The sequence below is a fragment of the Micavibrio aeruginosavorus genome (assembly GCF_051245535.1).
GTDB lineage: Bacteria > Pseudomonadota > Alphaproteobacteria > Micavibrionales > Micavibrionaceae > Micavibrio > Micavibrio aeruginosavorus_D.
The window spans coordinates 1764693-1783380 of the sequence record NZ_CP195303.1 but is presented as its reverse complement, the minus strand read 5'-3'; the positions used below and the strand labels follow the sequence as shown (position 1 = coordinate 1783380).

General features: G+C 54.4%; 19 protein-coding genes and 1 tRNA gene. 14 read left to right on the top strand and 6 right to left on the bottom strand.

Annotation, left to right across the window (positions count from 1 at the left end):
* Positions 1-17: 17 nt before the first annotated feature.
* The gene (locus tag ACSC94_RS08650) at positions 18-1700 is read right to left on the bottom strand and encodes a methyl-accepting chemotaxis protein (RefSeq protein ID WP_435640438.1); all 1683 of its coding nucleotides are present in this window, start codon (positions 1698-1700) and stop codon (positions 18-20) included.
* Between the two features lie 2 nt (positions 1701-1702).
* Positions 1703-2503, bottom strand: a complete 801-nt coding sequence (locus ACSC94_RS08645) for a hypothetical protein (protein ID WP_435640437.1) — start codon at positions 2501-2503, stop codon at positions 1703-1705.
* 180 nt (positions 2504-2683) lie between these two features.
* On the opposite strand from ACSC94_RS08645, the gene ACSC94_RS08640 reads away from it, so the two are divergent.
* From ACSC94_RS08640 to ACSC94_RS08615, 6 genes are all read left to right on the top strand, one after another.
* Positions 2684-3577, top strand: a complete 894-nt coding sequence (locus ACSC94_RS08640) for a hypothetical protein (protein WP_435640436.1) — start codon at positions 2684-2686, stop codon at positions 3575-3577.
* Positions 3578-3808: 231 nt separating this feature from the next.
* A complete protein-coding gene (gene tuf, locus ACSC94_RS08635) occupies positions 3809-4987 on the top strand; it encodes an elongation factor Tu (protein WP_435640435.1) in 1179 nt (392 codons plus the stop codon).
* 254 nt (positions 4988-5241) lie between these two features.
* Positions 5242-7305 (top strand): PrkA family serine protein kinase, encoded by a 2064-nt coding sequence (locus ACSC94_RS08630; protein ID WP_435640434.1) that lies wholly within the window; start codon positions 5242-5244, stop codon positions 7303-7305.
* Between the two features lie 173 nt (positions 7306-7478).
* Positions 7479-8936 carry a YeaH/YhbH family protein gene (locus tag ACSC94_RS08625; RefSeq protein ID WP_435640433.1) on the top strand — a complete coding sequence of 486 codons (1458 nt, stop codon included), beginning with the start codon at positions 7479-7481 and terminating at the stop codon, positions 8934-8936.
* A 51-nt stretch (positions 8937-8987) separates the two neighbouring features.
* The gene (locus tag ACSC94_RS08620; protein WP_435640432.1) at positions 8988-10673 is read left to right on the top strand and encodes a SpoVR family protein; all 1686 of its coding nucleotides are present in this window, start codon (positions 8988-8990) and stop codon (positions 10671-10673) included.
* A gap of 141 nt (positions 10674-10814) precedes the next feature.
* A tRNA-Trp gene (locus tag ACSC94_RS08615) sits at positions 10815-10890 on the top strand.
* A 13-nt stretch (positions 10891-10903) separates the two neighbouring features.
* Here the strand turns inward: ACSC94_RS08615 and dusB are convergent.
* Complete coding sequence (dusB, locus tag ACSC94_RS08610) at positions 10904-11869, bottom strand: tRNA dihydrouridine synthase DusB (protein WP_435640431.1); 966 nt, start codon at positions 11867-11869, stop codon at positions 10904-10906.
* A 248-nt stretch (positions 11870-12117) separates the two neighbouring features.
* Here dusB and secE point away from each other — a divergent pair, with 248 nt between their 5' ends.
* From secE to ACSC94_RS08580, 6 genes are all read left to right on the top strand, one after another.
* Entirely contained in the window at positions 12118-12315 is a 198-nt protein-coding gene (gene secE / locus ACSC94_RS08605; RefSeq protein ID WP_435640430.1) for a preprotein translocase subunit SecE, read from the top strand.
* A gap of 66 nt (positions 12316-12381) precedes the next feature.
* Positions 12382-12915: a transcription termination/antitermination protein NusG gene (nusG, locus tag ACSC94_RS08600; protein WP_435640429.1), complete on the top strand. Its 534-nt coding sequence runs from the start codon at positions 12382-12384 to the stop codon at positions 12913-12915.
* A 128-nt stretch (positions 12916-13043) separates the two neighbouring features.
* Positions 13044-13424, top strand: a complete 381-nt coding sequence (locus ACSC94_RS08595) for a hypothetical protein (protein ID WP_435640428.1) — start codon at positions 13044-13046, stop codon at positions 13422-13424.
* Between the two features lie 172 nt (positions 13425-13596).
* Positions 13597-14031, top strand: a complete 435-nt coding sequence (gene rplK, locus ACSC94_RS08590) for a 50S ribosomal protein L11 (RefSeq protein ID WP_435640427.1) — start codon at positions 13597-13599, stop codon at positions 14029-14031.
* Positions 14031-14750, top strand: a complete 720-nt coding sequence (rplA, locus tag ACSC94_RS08585) for a 50S ribosomal protein L1 (protein WP_435640426.1) — start codon at positions 14031-14033, stop codon at positions 14748-14750. Before rplK ends, rplA begins: the two co-directional genes overlap by 1 nt.
* A gap of 96 nt (positions 14751-14846) precedes the next feature.
* Positions 14847-15206: a hypothetical protein gene (locus ACSC94_RS08580; RefSeq protein ID WP_435640425.1), complete on the top strand. Its 360-nt coding sequence runs from the start codon at positions 14847-14849 to the stop codon at positions 15204-15206.
* A 96-nt stretch (positions 15207-15302) separates the two neighbouring features.
* Here ACSC94_RS08580 and ACSC94_RS08575 read toward each other — a convergent pair whose 3' ends face one another.
* Positions 15303-15536: a hypothetical protein gene (locus tag ACSC94_RS08575; protein WP_435640424.1), complete on the bottom strand. Its 234-nt coding sequence runs from the start codon at positions 15534-15536 to the stop codon at positions 15303-15305.
* Between the two features lie 346 nt (positions 15537-15882).
* Here ACSC94_RS08575 and rplJ point away from each other — a divergent pair, with 346 nt between their 5' ends.
* Entirely contained in the window at positions 15883-16386 is a 504-nt protein-coding gene (gene rplJ, locus ACSC94_RS08570) for a 50S ribosomal protein L10 (protein ID WP_435640423.1), read from the top strand.
* 39 nt (positions 16387-16425) lie between these two features.
* Entirely contained in the window at positions 16426-16791 is a 366-nt protein-coding gene (rplL, locus tag ACSC94_RS08565; protein WP_435640422.1) for a 50S ribosomal protein L7/L12, read from the top strand.
* A 69-nt stretch (positions 16792-16860) separates the two neighbouring features.
* Here rplL and ACSC94_RS08560 read toward each other — a convergent pair whose 3' ends face one another.
* Positions 16861-17595 carry an FkbM family methyltransferase gene (locus ACSC94_RS08560; protein WP_435640421.1) on the bottom strand — a complete coding sequence of 245 codons (735 nt, stop codon included), beginning with the start codon at positions 17593-17595 and terminating at the stop codon, positions 16861-16863.
* A gap of 137 nt (positions 17596-17732) precedes the next feature.
* Positions 17733-18371 (bottom strand): hypothetical protein, encoded by a 639-nt coding sequence (locus tag ACSC94_RS08555; RefSeq protein ID WP_435640420.1) that lies wholly within the window; start codon positions 18369-18371, stop codon positions 17733-17735.
* Positions 18372-18688: the final 317 nt, after the last annotated feature.

Sequence of the window (18688 nt, the reverse complement as noted above, 5' to 3'; positions counted from 1 at the left end):
GATTTTTTCTGCCAACCCTACGCCGTCTTAATCGACTCAATAAACGTCTGAATGCTGGTTTTCAGGGTTTCGGAGCGTTTGGCGAGTTCTTCGGAAACCTCGCGCACCTTGCTGGATGTCGTGCCGGTTTCTTCGGTGGAGTGGTTGACTTCCGTGATGTTGCGGACCACGTCTTCGGTGCCGACGGCGGCGTTGGCGACGCTGCGGGAAATTTCCTGTGTGGCGCTGCTTTGTTCTTCCATCGCGGCGGCGATGGAGGCGGAGGCGGCGGTTAAATCCTCGATCACGGTGGAGATGTTGTCGATCATGCCGACGGCGTCCTGGGCTTGGGCCTGCATGCTTTCAATCTGTTCGCGCACTTTTTCCGTGGCTTTGGCGGTTTCGTTGGCCAGTGTTTTCACTTCGTTGGCGACCACGGCAAAGCCCTTGCCGGATTCCCCGGCGCGGGCGGATTCGATCGTGGCGTTCAAGGCCAGCAGGTTGGTCTGTTCGGCAATGTCGGAAATGATCTGGATGACGCTGCCCACGGCGTTGGCGGTTTCTTCCAATGTTTTCATTTGCGTCACGGCGGTTTCGGCGGCGCGCTGAACGTCAACCGATTGCTGGCTGGTTTTGTTCAACTGGACGCTGATTTCATTGATGGACGCGGTCAGTTCTTCGGTCGCGGCGGATACGCTTTGCACGTTGGTTCCGGTTTCGCTGGCGGCCTCGGTCACGCGGGATGACAGATCCATGGTTTTGGATGCGATGTGCGACATCATGTCGGACGCCGATTGCATGTCCGTCGTCGCCTGTTCCAGCGCGTTGGTGGTTGCGGATGAATCATCGCGGAAGCGGGCGACCAGCGCCTCGATCTTCTGCGCGCGTTGCAGGCGGGCTTCGTCTTCTTTGCGTTGTTGTTCCTGCAATTTTTCGTTTTCCAACCCGTTATTGCGGAACAGCAACAGGGCGGAGGCCATCTGGCCCACCTCGTCCTTGCGGTCGGTGTCGGTGACGGACACGTCCCATTGTTTCTGCACCAGCCGGTTGGTCACGCCGACCAGACGGGCCAGCGGTTTGCTGATCATCTGGACCAGGAAGATGGACACGGCCACGGTAGCCGCAAACATCAAAATGGCACCGACGATCACCACCATGCGCGTTGTCGTCATCACGCGGCGTTGTGATTGCGCACTGTCATGCAACAATTCGGTCAGCGGCGTGTTAATCGCGTTCAAATGTTCGGTCAGATTGCGCTGGATCGCGGCATTTTCTTCGGACGCCTGAATCAGGCGGGCCAGATCGACGGTTTCGGGCCGGGTCATATAATCCAATTGCTTGGCGACAATGGTGTCTTTCCATGCGGCAATGTCGGTATAAATCGTTTCGCCCTTGGCGGTATAATCACCGCCAATGGTTTTCAGCAGGGCGATGGTGCCGTCCTTCTCCGCCTCCAACTGGGCCTGTTCCTTGAGGTACAAATCACGCTTGGCCAAATCGCCGGAATTGAGGAAGTCGGCCAGCGATGTTTTCACCTCGGCCAGATCGCGCTCCAGCGCGTAGACTTCGCTCTGCACCTGATTGACGGATTCAACGTATTCCAGACTTTTTTGCAGGCTCAGCACGCTGATAAAGATATAGGCACCGACCGCAACGCTGATCAGCATTGTGAAGCCCATACCCAGAAGCAGTTTTTTCTGTAGCGACATATTTTGTAACATGATTACTCACCTGTGGGTTCTGCGGTCGGGGTGCTTGCTTGCGGGGTTGCTGTTTCAGCGGCGGCGGGTGGTGCGGGTTCCGGCTCTGCGGCGGCTACAGGGGCAGGTTCTGCCTCTGCCTCTGCCTCTGCCTCTGCCTGCGGTTCGACTTCCGCTTTCTTCACATCCTTACGCGCATCCATGCGGCGTTGCAGTTCGGTCAGGTTCACCTCAACCGTTACGGCGCCAATCGCGGCACTGCCGCCTTCATCCGCGATGGCCAGGTTGACCTGCGCGTTCCATGTCATGGTGCCGTCATTAAATTCGGCGTCATCGACAAACACGGCGGTGGGGCCGACGGGGTAGGTTTTTTGGAATTTGCCCTCATCCCCCTGCCAGAAATCCGATGACAGATTGCTCTGCCCGACATTCAGGCCGTTTTTATCCATCACGAAAATTTCGGTGTACAGGCCGGAGGAGTGCGCTTGAATCCGGGTGAGATAGGTGGAGAGCGGGTTGGACAACGTCGCGGCGACCAAGGGCTTCTCATCCGCCTTCAGTTCGGCCACCCATTGTTCGTCCAGCGCGGTGATCGCGGCGGGGTCCAGGGCGCTGTATTTCTGGTTCTGGTTCAAAATCGACAGGCGGACGATGTCGCGGTCGATAAAGTCCCGAATTTCGCCAATCAAATCCTCCGACACCAGCGCGCTGGTGGGGGGCTCCGCATGGGCCGGCAAGGCCGTGGACAAAAGCAGGGTGGAAACGGCAAACAGCCCAAGGATCAGGGGGCGATGTAGGGGGCGATGTAGGGGAGGGTGCGACATTCGGTACAGCCTTCATTGACTACGCAGGTTGGGTACTCAGGAATAAGATAGTATCATTCTTCTCTGAAACATGTGTTTAGATGGACCCGCCCGCGGTTTTTATTATCGGTTTCCGGGGGCCGGGGTGTCTTGTATAGGGCCTTGTTATTAAAGATCTTTTAATGGGCGATTGGGCGCGTTATGGCTTTTCCTCTTCTGCTGCCCGCATGGGCTCTTTTTGGGTGCGCTGCAGCAATTTTGTCGGCTGTTTTAATGCTGTTGCAGGAACGGCTGCGGGTCGAGGGCTATGCGCTGGCCATCTGGTGCAAGGTGGCGTGTGTGTGCGTCACACTGCCCTTCGTGCTGATCAATGGCTTGCCGACGCAACCGCTGTTTTACTTGTTTTTGGGGCTGGGCGCGGTGCTGTGGTCCATCAGTGACGTGGTGTTTTTCCGCGGTATTCCGAAGGCCGGGGCCGGGGCGGTCAGCCGCGTTCTGCCGTCATCTATCCTGATCAGCTTTCTGCTCTGGTTCGTGATTGACCCGGATCTGCTGCACAAATATCTCGGGTCACCGTGGGTCTTTGCGGGGATCGGGGCGGTGATGGCCGTATGGGTCTTTTGCGCCAGCAATCTGCGCAAATGCCCGGTGTCGATGGGGGCGTTGCGGACGGTCTGGTTCGTGTTGTTTGCGGCGTCGATTGGGCCGTTGCTGGCCAAGCTGACGACCCAGAATGCGGCGATCGAACAGGGGCCCTATGCCTATGTTTTCGTTGAAGGTTTGATGATGATTACGCTGCTCGGCACCTATGGGATGATCCGTCGCCCGATCTCGCCCGCGACGTTTTTTGCACCGGCGACGATCCGCGGCGGGCTGCTGATTGGCATGGTCATGGCGGCGACGGTGCTGCTCAGCCTCTATGCCTATTATGCGGCGGATAACCCGGCCTATGTTCCGGCGGTGAAATTGCTGGATGCGGTCATTATTCTGGCCGTTTATGCCGCCGTGGGGCGCAAAAATAACGGCGATATCTGGTCCGGGCTGGGTGTGGTGGCGTGTGCCGCCGTGCTGATCGCGCTGAAGAGTTTCGTTTAATTTCGATTATGAAAAATTATAGGGCGCATTGCGGACGCAATCTGCTGCATTCTTTTTGCCGGTTTTCCCCGTGGTGAAAAACCATGAAAAATCCCGCCGTTAAAACCAGTTGACACAGCGCGCCAACTTTCCTAAACCCTCAACCTAATGCGCTGGAGGCGTCCGTTTCCGCCAATGTCGATAGGGTGCCGCGCTATTTTAACATTTCCAAAAACTTAGGAGAGACTAGAAATGGCAAAGGGTAAGTTTGAGCGGAATAAGCCGCACGTAAACATCGGCACGATTGGTCACGTTGACCATGGTAAGACGACGTTGACGGCCGCGATCACGCAACAATTCTCGAAGGAAGCACTGGCGTATGACCAGATTGACAAAGCTCCTGAAGAGAAAGCCCGTGGTATCACGATTTCCACGTCGCACGTTGAATATGAAACAGCCAACCGCCACTATGCGCACGTTGACTGCCCGGGCCACGCTGACTATGTGAAGAACATGATCACGGGTGCGGCACAGATGGACGGTGCTATTCTGGTTTGCTCCGCTGCTGACGGCCCGATGCCGCAGACGCGCGAACACATCCTGCTGGCGCGTCAGGTTGGCGTTCCGTCCCTGGTTGTTTACATGAACAAAGTAGACCAGGTTGACGATGCTGAACTGCTGGACCTGGTTGAAATGGAAATCCGTGAACTGTTGTCCAAATACGAATTCCCGGGCGACGACATTCCGGTGGTAAAGGGCTCCGCTCTGGCCGCTCTGGAAAAACGCGATCCGGAAATTGGTGAGAAATCGATTCAGGCTCTGATGGAAGCGGTTGACGCGTTCATCCCGACCCCGGCCCGTCCGAAAGACAAGCCGTTCCTGATGCCGGTTGAAGACGTATTCTCGATCTCTGGCCGTGGTACCGTTGTAACGGGCCGTGTTGAACAGGGTATCGTGAAAGTTGGCGAAGAGATCGAAATCGTTGGTATTCGCCCGACGCAAAAAACGACCGTAACGGGCGTTGAAATGTTCCGCAAACTGCTGGACAGCGGTGAAGCTGGTGACAACATCGGCGCTCTGCTGCGTGGTACGAAACGTGAAGACGTTGAGCGTGGTCAAGTTCTGTGCGCGCCGGGTTCGATTACCCCGCACACGAACTTCACGGCTGAAGCGTACATTCTGTCGAAAGACGAAGGTGGCCGCCACACGCCGTTCTTCACGAACTACCGTCCGCAGTTCTACTTCCGCACGACGGACGTTACGGGCATCGTAACGCTGCCGGCTGGAACGGAAATGGTTATGCCTGGCGATAACGTAAACTTCGAAGTCGAACTGATCTGCCCGATCGCGATGAACGAAGGTCTGCGCTTCGCTATCCGCGAAGGCGGCCGCACCGTCGGTGCTGGCGTTGTTGGCAAGATTGTGAAGTAATTTTTCACGATCCACGGATCAAACAATTAAAAATCCCCTTCGCGGAAACGGAGGGGATTTTTTTATTCATTTTTCCGGGTCCAGCATTTCCGCCGATTCTGTTTTTATGCCCGCGCCGCAAAAACGAATGTAGTGAGTGGTTAATAATTTCTGAACAATTTCTTGTTGACACGTTCTTTGTAATGAAATTAGGTAAATGACGCTTATGCAAAGAAGAGCGAATTTAAAAAACGACCAGAAGCAGGGAGAATGCTATGTCGAGTAACGAATCCATTGGGATCTTGGGGCAACTCCAAGACGATTATGTCAACAAGCAGCAGGACGCTCCGATTTCGCTGAGCGCCTATCTCGACCTTTGCAAACAAGATAAATGGGCTTACGCCAACGCTCATGAGCGCCTGTTGAAGGCCATTGGCGAGCCGACGAAGCTGGACACCAGCACGGACCCGAAACTGTCCCGTATTTTCAGCAACAAAGTTCTGAACGTTTATCCGGCGTTTTCCGACTTCTTCGGCATGGAAGAAACGATCGGTGAGATCACGAAATTCCTGAAAGCCGCCGCTCAAGGTCTGGAAGAAAGCAAACAGATCCTTTATCTGCTGGGCCCTGTTGGTAGCGCGAAATCCTCTTTGGCCGAGCGCCTGAAAGAGCTGATGGAGCAAGAGCCGTTCTACACACTGGCTGTTGAAGTTCCGGAGCTGGATGAAGCTGGCGAGCCGGTATATGAAGATGTCGAAGTTAATGGCCAGCGTGTGCCGAAAATGAAGCTGGAATACTCCCCGGTGAACGAAGATCCGCTGGGTCTGTTCGATCCGAGCCAACGCGTTGGTGGTCGTTCCTTGGCCGAAGCCATGGAAAGCACCTATGGCATCGAGCGCCGCTACATGAAGGGCATTATGTCCCCGTGGGCTGTGCAGAAGCTGAAAGAATTCGAGGGCGATCGCTCCAAATTCATGGTGGTCAAGCGTTGGCCGTCCAAACTGGATCAGGTTGGTATCTCCAAAACTGAACCGGCTGACGAAAACACGCAGGACATTTCCGCATTGGTTGGTAAAACCGATGTTCGTAAACTGGAAATGTACTCCCAGAAAGATCAGCGTTCCTTCGCATATTCCGGCGGCCTGTGCACAGGTAACCGCGGTATCATGGAATTCGTTGAGATGTTCAAGGCGCCGATCAAGACGCTGCACCCGTTGCTGACCGCAACGCAGGAAGGCAACTTCTCCAGCCCGGAAAACATCGGTATGATCCCGTTCAACGGCATCATTCTGGCCCACTCGAACGAATCCGAATGGACGAAGTTCCGTAACAACAAAGAAAACGAAGCGTTCCTGGCCCGTACCTATCTGGTGCGCGTACCGTACACGCTGCGCGTTGACGAAGAGCTGAAGATTTACCAGAAACTGCTGAACGGCAGCGCGCTGGCCAAGGCTCCGATTGCGCCGGGTACGTTGGAAATGCTGGCCGAATGGTCCGTTATGACCCGTTTGAAAGAAACGGCGCATTCGACCGTTTATGCAAAGATGCGTGTCTATAACGGTGAAAACCTGAAAGAGACGGACAAAAAAGCTAAGCCGTTCACGGATTATCGCGATGAAGCCGGTATCGAAGAAGGCATGGATGGTTCGGATACCCGTTGGGCGTTCAAAACCCTGTCCAAAGTCTTTAACGAAGCAAACGATGAGATCAGCGCCGATCCGATCCGCCTGATGAATGTTCTGGAAGATCGTATCAAGAAAGAACAGTTGGCTGGTGAAGTTGCTGCAAGCCGCATCAACCTGATCAAGGAACATCTGCTGCCGAAATATGTTGAATTCGTTGGCAAAGAGATCAGCACCGCCTATGTCGAAAGCTACAAGGATTTCGGTCAGAACAAGTTTGACCAGTATGTGCTGTACGCAGATCACTGGATCCAGGATCAAGACTACCGCGATCCGGACACAAACCTGACCTTGTCCCGCGCGGATCTGGAAGAAGAGCTGCAAAAGTTCGAGAAACCGGCTGGTATCATGAACGGCAAAGACTTCCGTAACGAAGTTGTGAACTATGTTCTGCGGGCGCGCGCCAACAATGGTGGCAAAAACCCGTCCTGGACATCGTACAAGCCGTTGGCCAACGTGATCGAAAAAGGCATGTTCACGACCATGGAAGAAATTCTTCCGGTGATCTCTTACACCGCAAAAGCGGATAAGAAAGCGCAAGAGCGTCACGAAGAGTTTGTGAAGCGCATGGACGATAAAGGTTATACCCCGGCACAGACACGCGTTCTGACCGAATGGTATTCCCGCGTGCGCAAGAGCAAGCCGACATTGGGTTAACTCTACGACCTGATCTTAAGTCCGAATCTGGCGCAGCGCGGAATACGAACCCATACGGGAGGGTATTCCGCGCTGTGTCCATTCCGATGGAACGCCGTGAAAAAGCTTGCTTTTGAGGCCTAAACCGCGTTGCATAGCGTAAACAATAAAAAAATTCTTCAGGGAGAAGAGCTGTGAGCGAGATCATCGACCGTCGTGGTCAGTCCGGCGGGCAAATAACCGCCAGCCGCCGCCGTTTTCGTGAGCGTTACAAGGGCTACATCAAAAAAGCTGTCGATCGCGCGATCAGCGATGGCAATGTGACCGACATTGGTGCCGGTGGCACGGATGTCAGCATTCCAAAACGCGATTTGAAACAGCCGCACATCAGCCATGGTCAAGGCGGTATCAACGATATCGTGCACCCGGGTAACAAAGAGTTCGTCGGTGGCGAACATTTCCGTCGTCCGAATGGCGGCGGTGGTGGCGGTGGCGGCGGCGATGCTGGCAACGGTGGTGAGGGCGAGGATGACTTCACCTTCCATCTGTCCGAAGAAGAATTTTTGAAATATCTGTTCGACGATCTGGAATTGCCGAACCTGGAAGAAAAACGCGAAGCCGACCTGACGAAATATAAACGTCAGCGCGCCGGTATCGTGTCCTCCGGTCCGCACAGCAAGCTGGATCTGGCGCGTTCCAAGTCGGAAAAACTGGGCCGCGTCATGGGGATGAGCGCGAACAGCAACCGTAAAACGCTGGCCCTGTTGCAGGAAAAGCGCGAAATTCTCCGCGCCTATGCGCCGGATTACGTGCCTCCGGCCGATCCGGCCCGGGTTAAGATTGTTAAGCCGACCGAAATGCCGATGGCCCAGCGTATTCGCGGGATCAAGGGGCAGATCGTGAAGCTGAGCGCTGAATTTGGCGCGGCGGTTCAACCGAATGATGCCAAGCGCATGGTTGAGATCGATGCCGAGATTAAAAAAATGGGACCGGGCCTGAAAAACGCGGCTGCCTGGAATGAATCCACCGACCTGAAATACCGTTTTGATACAAAGAAACCGCTGCCCAATTCCAAGGCCGTGATGATTTGCATTATGGACGTGTCCGGTTCCATGACTCAGGAGCACAAGGATCAGGCGAAGATTTTCTACTTCCTGCTCTACCGGTTCTTGAAGCGTCACTATCTGAAAACGGACATCGTTTTCGTGCGCCACCACACCGAAGCGAAGGAAGTGGACGAGAAAGAATTCTTCTATGGTCGCGAAAGCGGCGGCACGACCGTGTCTTCGGCGTTGCAATTAACGCGTCAGATCATCGACGAGCGTTATGGCGATGGCAACTGGAACATCTATGCGGCGCAAGCCTCGGACGGTGATAACTGGGCCGATGATACCCGCGCGTGCAAACCGTTGATCGAAGATTTGCTGCAGGACATGCAGGCTTATTTCTACACGGAAATTACGCCGCGTGAGCACCAAAATCTGTGGCACATGTATGCGGACATTCAGGCCAAGCACCCGGATCAATTCTGGATGGGGCAAATCCGGAACCGTCAGGAAATTTTCCCGATCTTCCGTGAATTTTTCCAACGCCGCAGTGCCGGAACGAATGTCAGCGCGAATTTGCGCCCGGCATCGTTGGATATGATTTAATTGCCAATTCGGCTGAACGTTAAAAACGCTGCACGATAAAAGAGTTAAAAGATGGCAAAAGCAAAAAAAGAAACAGAACAGGTACTGACCGCCCGCGAGAAGATCGAGGATCTGCTGAGCAACTATGTCGATGGCCGCGATGTCTTTAAAAAGGCCAGCGATTTCGACCACAAGCTGCTGCTGGTTCCGGGAGCGGAGGATAAAGACATTCCGCGCAGTTGGATCGCGCTGGCGGACAAGGTGATTTCCATTCTGGCCCATGATAAATACGGTCTGGACACCTATAAAAACAGAATTGAAATTATTTCCGCGGACCAGATGCTGGATCTGTACGCCTCTGTTGGCTTGCCGGAAAGCTATGCACACTGGTCTTTCGGGATGCAGCGCGAACAGGAAGGGAAGTCCTATAGTCAGGGTCGTTCCGGTCTGGCCTATGAAATCGTCATTAACACGGATCCGGCGATTGCCTATTGCATGGACAGCAACACCAAAACCATGCAGATGCTGGTGATTGCGCACGCCAGCTATGGCCACAATTCCTTCTTCAAGGGCAACCATATGTTCAAGCAGTTTACAAAACCGCGCGACATTCTGGCGGACCAGGCCGCCATGGGCGAAGCCGTTTTGCGCTATGAAGATAAATATGGTCAGGAAGAGGTTGAGAAGGTTCTGGATGCCGCGCACGCGCTGCAAAATTATGGCGTAAACCGCTATAACAAGCCGCAGCAGCGTAGCCCGCAAGAAGAAGCGGCCCGCCGCGCGCAACTGGAAGAAATCCGCCAGCAAAACGTCAACCCGTTGATGGACAGCCCGGTTTTCCGCGAAGCGTTCAAAAAGGCCGCCAACGACAACGGCGAAAAACAAATGTTCCCCGCCGATCTGGAAGAAAACCTGCTGCGCTATGTGGCGGCCTACGCCCCGCATTTGCAGGAATGGCAGCGTGATTTGCTGCGCCGGGTCAGTGACCTGTCGCAATATTTCTACCCGCAGCGCCAGACGCAGGTGATGAACGAGGGCTGGGCCAGCTTCTGGCACTACACCCTCATGAATGATCTGCATGAAATGGACCTGATTGATGACGGCATGGCGATGGAATTCGTTCAGTCGCATTGTGGCGTTCTGTTCCAGCCGGAATTTGACAGCCCGTATTACAGCGGCTGGAATCCCTATGCGCTGGGCTTTGCGATCTATCAGGATATCAAGCGCATGTGCGAAAATCCGACGGACGAAGACCGCGAATATTTCCCGGACATCGCCGGCAAGGAATGGCTGCCGACCCTGAAATGGGCGATGCAGAATTTCAAGGACGAAAGCTTTATTGAACAATTCCTGTCGCCGAAAGTGATCCGCGATATGGGCATGTTCAACATCCATGACGATGAACTGGAAGAGTTTCTGGTTGTTGACGCGGTTCAAAACCGTGATGGATATAAGGTGATTGCCGAACGTCTGGCCGCGCAATACCGCCTGGCCGAACGTGAGCCGGCGCTGGAAGTTGCGGGCTACAACTACCGCGGTGACCGCAGCCTGACCCTGCAGCACAAAATCTTCAAATACCGCCCGCTGCACGAAGAAAACACCAAGGCTGTGCTGAAACATCTGTACAGCCTGTGGGGCCATCCGATCACGGTCCATTCCGTTGACCCGGAAGGCAAAGTAGGCGCGACGGTTGCAATGCCGACCAGCGCCGCCGACCGTGGCCTGAAAATCGGCGATCAGATGAAGTACAATATCTAAGCTTCATCCCATGCTTTATCAAAACCCCCGGCAGTGCCCGGGGGTTTTGTTTTGGGTTTTTGCGGGGTTGGGGGCCGGTGGTGTATAATTTTCACTGGAAATCCCGGCCCGGATATGATTAAAAAGGGCCCAGATTGGTATAGGGGTATAGCTCAGTTGGTAGAGCGACGGTCTCCAAAACCGTAGGTCGAGGGTTCGAGCCCTTCTGCCCCTGCCATTTTTCCAACAATTTAGCTGAACTGCTCATCCACCATCCGGCGGACGATGTGTGGGTCTTTTTCCTTGTTGATACGGTCGCGGAATTCGGACGCGCCCGGCATGTCGGTGCAATACCATGACAAATGTTTGCGGGCGATGGCGACGCCTTTGAATTCGCCGTAATAATCAATGATGGCGTCGTAATGATCCTGAATAATGTGCAGGCGTTCGGCCTCGGGCGGTGGGGCGCTGGCGGTGCCGGTGCGCAGGTAATCCATCGTCTGTTTTAACACCCACGGTTTGCCGCAACTGCCGCGCCCGATCATCACGCCGTCCGCGCCGGAGGCTTTCAGGGCGGCCTCCGCATCTTCCGGGGTCAGGATATCGCCGTTGATGACCACCGGAATTTTTACGGCGTCTTTGACCGCGCGCACGGCGTCCCAATTCGCTTCGCCTTTATACATCTGGCACCGCGTGCGGCCATGCACGGTAATCATCTGCACGCCAACATCTTCGGCCATTTTGGCGAGGGTGGGGGCGTTGAGGTTGTCATCATCCCATCCCAACCGCATTTTGACGGTGACGGGCACATTCACGGCCTTCACCGTGGCCTCCATAATGGCGCAGGCCAGCGGTTCGTCCTTCATCAGGGCCGAGCCCGCGAATTTTTTGACGATCTTTTTCACCGGGCATCCGAAATTGATGTCGATAATGGCGGCACCGCGCCCGACATTGATTTTGGCGGCCTCGGCCATGATGTCGGGTTCGCATCCGGCCAATTGCACGGCCATGGGAAATTCTTCGGCGTAATTATCGGCGTTGATGCGCAGGGAGCTGGTTTCTTCCTGCAATGTCGCGCGGCTGGCGATCATTTCCGAAAAGACCAGTCCCGCCCCGTGGCGTTTCACCAACCGACGAAAGGGCAGGTCGCTGATGCCGGACATGGGCGCCAGAAACACGGGGTCCGGAATGTCGATATTGCCAATCAAAAAGCCCATCGCGGGATTTCGCCTCAATCCATGCAGGTATAGGGTCCGTTTTATGCCTTGATCTGTTTATGAATAACAGAGAAAAGTGAGAAGGGGCTTTTGGCCCGCTATTTTTCACTGGCAATTCGGCCCCGGTTAGGCTAAAAATCCCTATCTTATTTCCCCGACAATCTGGTTCTTCGAAAAACGGCCTCGCCGCGATACGAACCTGTGGTGGAAAAGACCCGCGTTAAACTGCGCATAAAGGATTGATTGAAATGGCAAAACTAAATCCAGTACCTTATTTCCGTCAGGTAAAGGCCGAAATGAAAAAGGTCACCTGGCCGACCCGCAAGGAAACGACGGTCAGCACGATCGCCGTGTTTATCATGGTGACGATTGCGGCCATCTTCCTGTTTACCGCCGACCAGATCATTGCCTTTCTGGTGCAATTTATCATCGGCCTCGGCGGTTAGTGGGGCGGATCGTCTTACAGTTTTGAAACAGATTTAAACGAACAGCAAAAACGAAGAGAGATTGAAATGGCAAAACGTTGGTATGTGTTGCACGTCTATTCCGGTTTTGAGAGCAAGGTTGCCGAAGCCCTGATGGAAAAGGCAAAGAAACACGGTCTGGAAGATCGCGTTGAACAGATCATGGTTCCGACCGAGGAAGTCATGGAAATGCGCCGTGGCCAGAAGGTCAACGCCGAGCGCAAATTCTTCCCGGGCTATGTTCTGGCGAAGCTGGATATGAGCGACGAAGTCTGGCACTTGGTAAAAGATACGCCGAAGGTGACGGGCTTCCTGGGTGCTGGCAACCGTCCGTCCCCGATCAGCGAGAAAGAGGCCGAGCGCCTGCTGAAACAAATCCAAGAGGGTGTTGAGCGTCCGCGCCCGAGCGTGATGTTCGATATCGGCGAAGAAGTGAAAGTGGCCGAAGGCCCGTTCGCGTCCTTCAACGGTGTTGTCGAAGACATCGACGAAGAAAAAGGCCGCCTGAAAGTATCCGTGTCCATCTTCGGTCGCGCGACCCCGGTGGAATTGGAATTCACGCAGGTGGAAAAAATCGCCTGATTTTTGGGCGTCGAAGGATTTTCAAAAACACCCCGCTCCATCTGGACGGGGTGTTTTTCTTTGTCTTTGCGTCGATGGGATGCCGATGCTAGGCTCTTAAAAAAGCAGTCAAAAGAACAGGAAGCGTTATGCCGAACCCCCTTTCCCTCGAATTTGCCCGTGTCCGGGACATCTGTGCCCAGATTCAGGCGTTGAAGGCCCCGGTCGTGGCCGGGTTTCGTGGCTATCACCCGGATCAGAACCGCTGGACCATCAGCCTGTGCGGCGATGACGCCCGGGATGACGGGTCAAAGGGCATCGTGACGCTGGGCGAGGATCTGGCCCGGGCGGTGGCGCTTCATCTGGCGCATTCCGATGCGGCGGCGGATCAAAAAATCGTTAAAATCATTGAAAATCAATTGGATAGCCTTGAATCGCTCAAGGGGCGGGATTGGACCGCGCCTGCGCCCTCAAATCCGGCGGATGCAGACCGCGCCCGGGTGCGTTCCGGCATGCGTTTGGTGAAGTAATTCACGCTCTTTTTGCTTGATTTCATAAGGGGGAATCCCTATGGTGCGCCGTCCTTTGGTCCGTCTTGCGGGTCAAAGGGTGGATCGTGGGAGGTTGTTTTCGGTGGGCTTTTAAGACCATCCACCGAGCCGTACCACGGACCCGTTTGCTTTTGAAAAACGGAGGAAAACAATGGCAAAGCAGATTACTGGCTATATTAAGCTACAGGTGGCGGCTGGCTCCGCTAACCCATCGCCGCCGATCGGTCCGGCTCTGGGGCAACATGGTGTAAACATCATGGAATTCTGTAAGGCGTTCAACGCCAAGACAGAAAAGCTGGAAAAGGGCATGCCCATTCCGGTTGTAATCACGGTGTATCAAGACCGCTCCTTTACCTTCATCACCAAAACCCCGCCGATGACCTTCTTGATCAAGAAGGCCGCTGGCATTAAAGCGGGTTCCGGTACCGTGGGCAAAGGTCCGACCGTTGGCAAAGTCACCCGTAAACAGGTGAAAGAAATTGCCGAACTGAAAATGGTTGACCTGAACGCCAAGGATATCGAAGGCGCGATGCGCATGGTTGAAGGCTCTGCCCGTTCCATGGGCGTTGAAGTGGTGGGAGGATAATGACCATGAGCAAGAAAATGAAAGCCGCTCTGGCTCTGTTCGATCGCACGAAATCCTACACGGTTGAAGACGCCGTGAAGATTCTGCAAACCGCTGCCAAAGCACGCAAGTTCGACGAAACGTTCGAAATCGCTCTGAACCTGGGCATTGACCCGCGTCACGCTGACCAAATGGTCCGTGGCATGGTTGAACTGCCGCACGGTACAGGCGCGAAAGTTCGCGTTGCTGTTTTCGCTAAAGACGCAAAAGCCGAAGAAGCGAAAAAAGCCGGTGCCGACATCGTTGGTGCAGAGGACCTGGTTGAACAGGTTCTGGCTGGCAACATCAACTTCGACCGTTGTATCGCAACGCCGGACATGATGGGCCTGATGGGTCGTATGGCCCGCGTTCTGGGTCCGAAAGGCCTGATGCCGAACCCGAAACTGGGCACCGTAACGATGGATGTTGCGAAAGCAATTGAAGCCGCAAAGGGTGGTTCCATCGAGTTCCGTGCGAACAAAGAAGGTATCGTTCAGGCTGGTGTTGGCAAAGCATCCTTCGCTGATGGCAAGCTGGTTGATAACGTGAAAGCGTTCATCACCGCGATCCAACGCGCGAAGCCGGCTGGCGCACGCGGCAACTACATGAAGAAAGTGACCTTGTCCACGACGATGGGCCCGGGCATGAAAATCGATCTGAGCAGCGTTGCCGCGGAAACCTCCGCAAGCAAAGCCGCTTAAGCGATGAGATAGTCTTCGAGAAGCCCCGCCCCAGAAAAACACTGAGGCGGGGCTTCTTCTTTATCTGGCGTCAAAACAAACCAAGGAGTGATACCCATGTACGGATTTAAAAAAGCATCTTACAAAGATCTCCATGCCGCTGCGGCCGAGGCCTCACAACGGATCTATAGCGCGGGCATCAGCATCTGGAACGGTAAAATTTGTCCCGGTGGCAACAATGTCATGGCCAATGCGGCGGCCGAGGCGTTTGATGATGCGGATCTGCATACGCTGGATCGTTCCGCCAGTCCGCTGGATCAAACCTTGTCCCAGATGATCCGCCTGCGTCAGGATTTTATGCGTGCCTCATCCGATGACATTCTGGTCGAGATTTACAGCTTGGCCCAAACGGCGAAGGCGCTGGGGTGGAAGACATTGTCTGAGCCGTATAGCCGCAATGGTCCCCGCCCGGTTTAAAGGATCCAGTTTAAGGCATCCGGGGCTTCGGCCAAAGAAAAGGGGCGCAACCATCCGGGTGCGCCCTTGTTCTTTATGGGGTCTTGGCTTCAGCCCTTATGCCGGACGGGCTTGGCCCGCGTGGATTTTTGCGTAGAGCGTGTGATTGGCTTCCAGTTTCAGCGCGCCCTGGGTTTTGATCAGCATGGCGCCGCTTTGGTCCTGTGCCTTCAGCCAGCCCAGAACAAATTGTTCGGTGCCGGTCGGCTTGGTCTTCTGCGCGGTCGTGAAAGCCAGTGTCAGGGCTTCGATGGAATAGGTGCATTCTTGGGCTTGAGCCGAAATTGTCATGGCCGTTTTATCCTTAAGGATTGAAGGTTGCCGTTGTGAGTGGTTTTCTATAATGTCCGGGGGTGCGCGGTCAAGATTTTTCGTATGAAAGCGCTTGACGGAGGGACAGTTTTTCCCCTATAACCGCCCGGCATACGGGGTATGGCGACATATCCCACCTGTCCAAGACTGCCGGTTTCTGGGGTTAACCCATTGTAAATCCAGCATAGATGGGAATTTCAAGACGCTGCATAAGGTCGGATGTTTCCGGCATTATGCGTCTTTTTGGTTTTCCATTATCAAAGTTTTGGCGGGATGTATCGGATGCGGTGCATCCCTTTATTGTTTTTAACCCGGGAGAACACCCATGGATCATGCCCAAAAAGCACAAATGATCGAAAAAGCGCAGATCGTTACGGACACGAAACTGCGTATTGAAGATGCCAAGTTGATGATCTTGACCCGCAACAACGGCGTCACAGCAGAGCAGGATCGTCGATTCCGCAAAAGCCTGCGTGACGAAGGCGGCAGCGTAAAGATCGTCAAGAACTCACTGGCGAAACGTGCCTTGGCTGGCACGAAATTTGAAGGTCTGGCCACGTATCTGAGCGGCCCGATCGGCATCGTTATTTCGCAAGACCCAGTCGTAGCAGCTCGTGTTGCTCACGCGTTTGCCAAAGAAACCAATGGTAAATTGGAAATCGTTGGTGGCGCAACCACGGACGGCGTGATGGATCTGGCGAAGATCAAGTACCTGGCTACCCTGCCGTCTCTGGACGGTCTGCGTGGCAAACTGGTTGGCCTGTTGCAGGCACCGGGCGCTCAATTGGCTCGCGTGACCAACGCATACGCAACCAAAGACCAAGCCTAATACTGAAAATTACATCAGCTTTTTTATAGGAGAACGAAAATGGCTGCTAATCTTGAGAAACTCGTAGACGACCTGTCCGCTTTGACCGTGCTGGAAGCAGCCGATCTGGCGAAAATGCTGGAAGAAAAGTGGGGCGTTTCTGCCGCTGCTCCGGTTGCCGCTGCTGGCGCTGGTGCTGCTCCGGTTGAAGAGAAGGACAGCTTTGATGTTGTTCTGACCGATGCAGGCGCAAACAAAATCAACGTGATTAAAGAAGTCCGCGCCATCACCGGCCTGGGTCTGAAAGAAGCAAAAGACCTGGTTGAAGGTGCACCGAAGCCGCTGAAAGAAGGCGCTGCTAAGGCTGACGCAGAAGAGATCAAGAAAAAGATCGAAGCTGCTGGTGGCAAGGTAGAACTGAAATAATTTCAGTTCACTGCTGAATAGAAAACCCCCCGATCCGCAAGGACGGGGGGTTTTTCTATGGGGTGCGCGTTAGTTTGGAATGAACAGGAAGTCGCCGTTAATGGTGACGTCGCCGTTCAATGTGAAGGGTTGTGTCGTGCCGGTTGTTTCGCAGATTTGCAAGGGCTGCGCATAACCGCGCGTGGCGAAGAATTGGAACACGTCGTTCGCACAATGATTGTTGCGCTTTAAATGCGCATCGGAAATTTCCAACATCACAACGGGTTTGAACTTTTCAATGGTTCGGGCCCCGCCGGTCAGCATCAGCATCTCGCACCCTTCAATATCCGCCTTGATAAAATCCAGACGGGACAGGCTCAGCGCATCGCCGATTGTATCCATGGTGGACAGGACAATATCGTGCTGCATCGTTTTGTGCGCACATTCATCAGCGTTGCCGATGAAGGCCAATCCGAATCCCATGCTGCGCCCTTTTTTCAACGGCGTGTGAATGGTGGCTGTGCCGGGTTTATCGGACAGGCCAAAGGGGATGATGTACAGGTTATCGATGAATTTGACCCCGGCCATGATCTGCAAAATGCTGCGGGCATAGGGCGAGGGTTCAAAGGTATAAACCCGACCCCGGGGACACAGGCGCGCGAATAATTTGGCAAATTGTCCGGCGTGGCCACCGACATCAAAGACGATGGCGTCATCGGGGATGTAAGGCTGCAACAAATTTTGTAAAACCAGATGGTCGTCTTTGTGCAGGGTCTTGATTAAATGGCGGTAAAAGCCAAAACGCTGACGTGGCGAAAGCTGCATGGTTGATTGAGGCTCCTTCAATCCTGTACCGGCGTATAAACCGAATGCGCACCATAGGAGCGCCGACGGGTTTAGGCAAGCAGGGGGATTGCCGGGTTTGTCCGGGCTGGGCGCTGGGATCTTACAAATCTGGGGTCTTACAAATACGGTGTGTTCGGCAAATCGGCTTGCGGGCCGGCGAAGAAGCGGTAGCGCATGCAGAAGATGGCGACATCCTTCGGGCTCATCCGGCCGGGCAGGCTGGCGGCGGTGGGGATGCCCTTCATCTGGGGTGGGTTGAAATCGGCGAACAGGCCCTTCATGCCCTGATCCCGCATAATGTCCTGAATCTGGGTCATGGTTTCGATCCAGGCGCTGAACAAAACCGGGTCATCGGTTTTGCTGTCGCGGCGTTCCTGACGGGCTTCGCGGTCCACTTGGGTCATGCGGGAATTGATTTGCAGCCACAGGCGCGACACTTGGTCCGGGGAATGGTCGCGCAGAGTGCTAAGGAGTTGATATTCCTTGCATTTCCCAAACAAATTGCCATAGGTTTCGCACAGATTCATCATGGCCTCGGTCAGGCCAAACGCTTGATCCGGCGTGCTTTTTTCAATGGTCAGGTAGTTTTGGGTGATGTCGATCAGGGCGTCCTGCGTGTCTTCGGCTTCAAATTGCACCAAGGCCTTCACCGCGTCGGCCAGACAGATTTCGGCGCGGCCCATCGGGCTGGCGATGGTATAGGCCACATCGTGCCATTTGCTGCGGAGGCTGATCCATGGGCTGCGAAATTTCATAATCTGTAAAGTCCCTGTTCCTGAAAGGAGCATCTAAAATTTTTTGCCTCATAGCATGCGGGCAAATTTTTTCATAATGGTTTCTTCGCTCCTGGGAGCCTCGGGGCGGGTTTCTGTGGAAAAACCGCTTGACTTGGACCCCGCCATCCTCCATATATCCGCCCACAGTCCCTTGTTTTTGGGGCATTTTTAACCCGGGGCCAGCGTGAACGCACTGACACGAGCCAGGTAAAAATATAATCTTTTCAACCGCTTCAACCTTCCGGGCGCATGGGAAGGCTGATGGCGGTGATGTCCTTTTGGGCACGTTTTGGACA